This is a genomic window from Streptomyces sp. NBC_00654 (assembly GCF_026341775.1).
GTDB lineage: Bacteria > Actinomycetota > Actinomycetes > Streptomycetales > Streptomycetaceae > Streptomyces.
On sequence record NZ_JAPEOB010000013.1, the window covers coordinates 1 to 4,472 of the forward strand.

The 4,472-nt window shown below is 68.7% G+C and carries 6 protein-coding genes; 4 read left to right on the forward strand and 2 right to left on the reverse strand.

Annotated features, from left to right (window positions below):
• Positions 1 to 60: 60 nt before the first annotated feature.
• Positions 61 to 369: a transposase gene (locus OHA98_RS42565; protein WP_266927975.1), complete on the forward strand. Its 309-nt coding sequence runs from the start codon at positions 61 to 63 to the stop codon at positions 367 to 369.
• Positions 370 to 395: 26 nt separating this feature from the next.
• The gene (locus OHA98_RS42570) at positions 396 to 1,016 is read left to right on the forward strand and encodes an IS3 family transposase (RefSeq protein ID WP_266930816.1); all 621 of its coding nucleotides are present in this window, start codon (positions 396 to 398) and stop codon (positions 1,014 to 1,016) included.
• Here the strand turns inward: OHA98_RS42570 and OHA98_RS42575 are convergent.
• Positions 964 to 2,361 (reverse strand): IS30 family transposase, encoded by a 1,398-nt coding sequence (locus OHA98_RS42575; protein ID WP_266927527.1) that lies wholly within the window; start codon positions 2,359 to 2,361, stop codon positions 964 to 966. The genes OHA98_RS42570 and OHA98_RS42575 overlap by 53 nt on opposite strands.
• A gap of 104 nt (positions 2,362 to 2,465) precedes the next feature.
• On the opposite strand from OHA98_RS42575, the gene OHA98_RS42580 reads away from it, so the two are divergent.
• The gene (locus OHA98_RS42580; protein ID WP_266932762.1) at positions 2,466 to 2,738 is read left to right on the forward strand and encodes an IS3 family transposase; all 273 of its coding nucleotides are present in this window, start codon (positions 2,466 to 2,468) and stop codon (positions 2,736 to 2,738) included.
• A 207-nt stretch (positions 2,739 to 2,945) separates the two neighbouring features.
• On the opposite strand, the gene OHA98_RS42585 is transcribed toward OHA98_RS42580, so the two are convergent.
• Positions 2,946 to 3,386, reverse strand: a complete 441-nt coding sequence (locus tag OHA98_RS42585; RefSeq protein WP_266933794.1) for an ALF repeat-containing protein — start codon at positions 3,384 to 3,386, stop codon at positions 2,946 to 2,948.
• Positions 3,387 to 3,563: 177 nt separating this feature from the next.
• Here OHA98_RS42585 and OHA98_RS42590 point away from each other — a divergent pair.
• The coding region (locus tag OHA98_RS42590) for a hypothetical protein (RefSeq protein ID WP_266933796.1) at positions 3,564 to 4,472 on the forward strand (909 nt) is incomplete at its 3' end.

Sequence of the window (4,472 nt, forward strand, 5' to 3'; positions counted from 1 at the left end):
CCCGAGATGCGGAGTCGGTTGACAGCAGGTCAGATGGGACTCATGAGAGGAACATCGACCATGGCTGCTCCCCGGAAATACTCGCTTGAGTTGCGTGAGCGTGCGGTACGGATGTATCGCACTACTGAGCCGAAGCCGCAGATCAAAAAGATGGCCGTCGACCTCGGCGTGCACCCCGAGGCTCTGCGCGGCTGGATCCGTCAGGCCGAGGCGGACGCCGGCGAGCGCGACGACCGTCTCACCACGGACGAACGCGCCGAGCTCACGGCCCTGCGTAAGGAGAACGCCCAGCTCAAGCGGGCCAACGATGTCCTGCGGACAGCCTCGGCGTTTTTCGCGGCGCAACTCGACCCGACCCGGCCCAGGTAACGGCGCTCGTCAGCGAGCATCCCCGCCTGGGAGTCGAGTGCGTACTTCGGGAGCTGCATATCCCCTCCTCCACCTACTACCGCTGGCGCCGCGCCGAGAAGGAGCCCTGCGAACGCCGGCGCCGCGACGTCGAGCTGACCGAGCGGATCAAGGAAATCCATACGGAGTCCGGCGGGATCTACGGCTCTCCGCGCGTGCACGCCGTCCTTCATCGCGAGGGCGCCCGGGTGGGCCGCAAACGGGTCGAGCGATTGATGCGCGAAGCCGACATCTCCGGGGTCAGCCCACGCCGCAAGGGCTTCACCCGCCGGGATCCCAAGGCCACCCTCGCCCCGGACCTGGTCAACCGGAACTTCACCGCACCGGCGCCGAACCGGTTGTGGGTCACCGACCTGACGATGATCTCCACCGGGGAGGGGCCGCTGTGGCTCTCGGCGATCCGCGACGCCTTCTCCCGCCGGGTGGTGGCCTGGGAGACCTCTGCCCGCGCGGACGCCGACCTGGTGCTGACCACGTTGGAGTACGCGCTCGCCAGCCGCGAGGTCGAGCCCGGAAAGCTCATTCACCATGCGGATCACGGCTGCCAACCCGGACTCAATCGGTTGTCGCAACACCGGCTTCTTGAGTCAAGAGTAGGTGTTCGTTGAGGGCTTCAGCGGGTGTCTTCCATCCGAGGGTTTTGCGGGGGCGGCTGTTGAGGGCGAGTGCAACGGCTGCGAGGTCGTCTGTCTGCCATCGGGACAAGTCCGTGCCCTTCGGAAAGTACTGCCGCAGCAACCCATTCGTATTCTCGTTCGTGCCGCGTTGCCACGGGCTGTGCGGGTCCGCGAAGTAGATTTCGAGGCCGGTGTCGACGCGGAGCCGGGCATGCTGTGCCAGTTCTTTGCCGCGGTCCCAGGTCAACGAGCGACGCAGCTGCTCGGGCAGCGTGGTGATCGTGGAGGCGATCGCGTCCCTGACGGCCTCGGCACCCAGACCGGCCAGCGCCGGCCCGTTCTTCACCCTCGGCTCGGTGCCAAAGCCTTCCATCCGGGGCAGGTGCAGCAGCATGGTAAACCGGGTCGTGCGCTCGACCAGAGTGCCGATCGCGGACTTGCCGGTGCCGATGATGAGGTCGCCTTCCCAGTGTCCCGGGACTGCCCGGTCCTCGGCCTCGGCCGGTCGTTGGCTGATCATCACCTCGGGGGTGACGTGCCCGTTCGCCCGCCGTCGGGCTCGGGCGCGGGGAACCCGCAGCGCACGCCCGGTACGCAGACAGCCGACCAGCTCACGCTTGAGGGCTCCACGTCCTTGGATGTAAAGCGCCTGGTAGATCGCCTCGTGCGAGATGCGCATGGACTCATCATCGGGGAAATCCGTCCTGAGCCGGCCCGCGATCTGCTCGGGACTCCAGGCCGTCGCCCACCGCCGGTCCTGACGGCGGGGCTTGTTCCGTCCCTTCCACCGAGGCGTCTTCGGCCCGGTGACCTGTGTTCCGTCCGGACGACGTACATCCCCGGCGAGCCGGTCCTGCACATACTCACGCAGCCGTTCATCGGCCACGAGCTTCGGCGTCTTCGGACGCCGTGCCGCCAGTTCCGCCTTCCACTGGGCGATCGAGGCCCGGTAGCCGAGCTGCCCGCCGCGGGTGGCCGCGTTGCGTCGCAGCTCCCGCGAGATGGTCGACGGATCCCTGCCCAGGCGGCGTGCAATCTCGCGGACTCCCAGGCCCTGGGCGTTGAGCAGCGCGATTTCTTCGCGTTCCGTGAAGGACAGGTATCTGCCCGAGGGCGTGCTGAGCTGGATCGACGGCATGCCGCCACGTTCACGGAACCAACGGGACCCCACCACTGGGGATACGCCGCACGAGACCGCCGCCGCCTCGCTGGTCATCCCCTCGGCGATCTTCATCCAGAAAGCCCGCTCCACCTCCCGACGGATTGGGGGCCGTCCCGGCGACCGCATTGCCGGACGCCCCGTCAGCCGCGTGGCCCATCCCGCTGGCCGACCCATCCAACACCTCCAGGGTCGAGGTGTTGCGACGATCAGTTGAATCCACCCAATACACATCCATCAAGCTCACAACCCGGTTGATGCGGTCGGGAGCTGAGGCGTCCATGGGGTCCGTCGGAGATTCATACGACAACGCCCTCGCGGAGAACCTCTGGATGCTCATCAAAACCGAGGGACTCCGCGGCCGCACCTTCGCCACCCGGGCCGAGGCGAACGTCGCGCTCTTCGAGTACATCGACGGCTTCTACAACTCCCGCCGCATCCAGGAACGGCTCGGCTTCCTCAGCCCGATCGAGTTCGAGGAAAGGCACTACGCCGAGCAGGCGACAGCCAAACAAGCGAACCTGAACGCCCGCCAACCCGTCCTGACCAGCTGATCAGCGACTCCCGAGTGACGGGGGAACCTCAGGGCGGCGAGTCCACAGAACTCTGCGAGGGCGCCAAGCCGGGACAGGGCCTGCCGGGCGGGGCCGCCGGCACACAGAGGTGCAGGCGGCCCCGCCCGGATTCTCGGCGTTCCGGCGACCGGGCGTGCGGCAGGAGTTGCCACCCGGGCGACGTGCTGTGGTTCGGCGCTGTGCCGGTCAGGCGATCTGGTACCTGCCGACTTCCAGGAAGTAGCGCAGCGCTTCGGGTGTGTTGTCGTCGAGGGCGGCGTTGGCTGCCGCGCGCAGGGCGGGGCTGATGGACGGGTCGGCGAGGATGCGGGCGATGGCGACGCGGTCGTCCTCGGCCTGGGCGATGCGGTAGCCGGTCTCCAGCCAGGCGCGCATCGCCTCGGGGTCGTTGGCGTCCAGGAGGGCGTTGGCTTCTCGTGTCACACGCCGGCCGCTGTCCGGGTCGGCGAGGATCCGGAATATGGCCACCCTCAGGTCGTCGGCGTCCGGCTCGTCCGCGGACGAGGACACCGCGGGCACCGTCACCGCGGCCGGTGCCGCCGTGGCGGCGAAGGACGGGGTGGCGAGCAGGAGGGCCGGGGCAAGGATGCCCGCGACGATGCCGGGCGTTACGCGATGCAGTCGCAAGGGGAATGCTCCTCTTCGTTCGCTACGGAGGTGAGTTGAGGACGCCTCAGGGCGTTCACTTCGATAATGCTGCCACCTGGGTCTGACAGCGGTAGTTGCCCCACTGCGGTCGCAGGGCACCGTCGCCGCGGACGTGGTCGATGCGAGAGCAACACCGACTAGCCGACCATCCCGACGATGTCTCATGAGACACCACGCAGTCTGGAGAAGGACGGCCACAGGATGGTGCTGCGCCGCACGGAGGACTCCGTGGTGCTGTACGCGAGGTCCGGACGGGTCGCCACCAGCCACTGGATGGACCTCGCGACCGCCGGCATGGACTTCCTGCCCCCGGGCACGGTCCTGGACGGCGAAGCCGTCATCTGGAAAGACGGGAAGCTCGACTTCAGTGCGGTCCAGTCCCGCGCCGCCTCGACCCTGCCCCGCGCCCGGACCCTTGCCGCCCGGAACCCCGCCTCCTACATGGTCTGGGACGTCCTGCACCACCCCGCCCACGGCGACATCACCGCCCGCCCCTACACCGCCCGCCGCGCTTTCCTGGTCGAGCTTCTCGCCGGTGTCGGTCCGCCGATCCAGGTGGTGCCGTCGAGCGACGACTACGACGTCGCACGGGACTGGTACGAGTCGCTTCGGTCGCTGGGGATCGAGGGGATCGTCGCGAAGCGGGACGTTCCCTATCCCGCCGGCAGGCGTGGCTGGGTGAAGGTGCGGCACGCGGACACCGCCGAGGCGAGGGTCGTGGGGTTCACCGGCCCGCGGTTCCGGCCCCGGCGCCTGGCGCTGGTCCCGGTCGGGGAGAGCGGGGTGAGGCTGTCGGCCCGCCTCGCCGCGGGGCTGGCCGCGCGGATCGGCCGGGAGCTCGCCGGAGCGGCGGAGACCGGTGGGGGTGTGGTCGAGGGCGAGGCCTACACCGGCCTGGACACCGCTCTCGTGGTCGAGGTCCTCGCCGGGGCGGCCGCCACGGTGTTCTCACTGTCACGCGCATCCGCTGACGGGTATCGGGGGATGCTCTGGGACGGTCGGCGTGGTCATTGGCATCCGGTATTCGAACAGCCGTACTATTGGGGGGTGCCCCAGTACACCTTC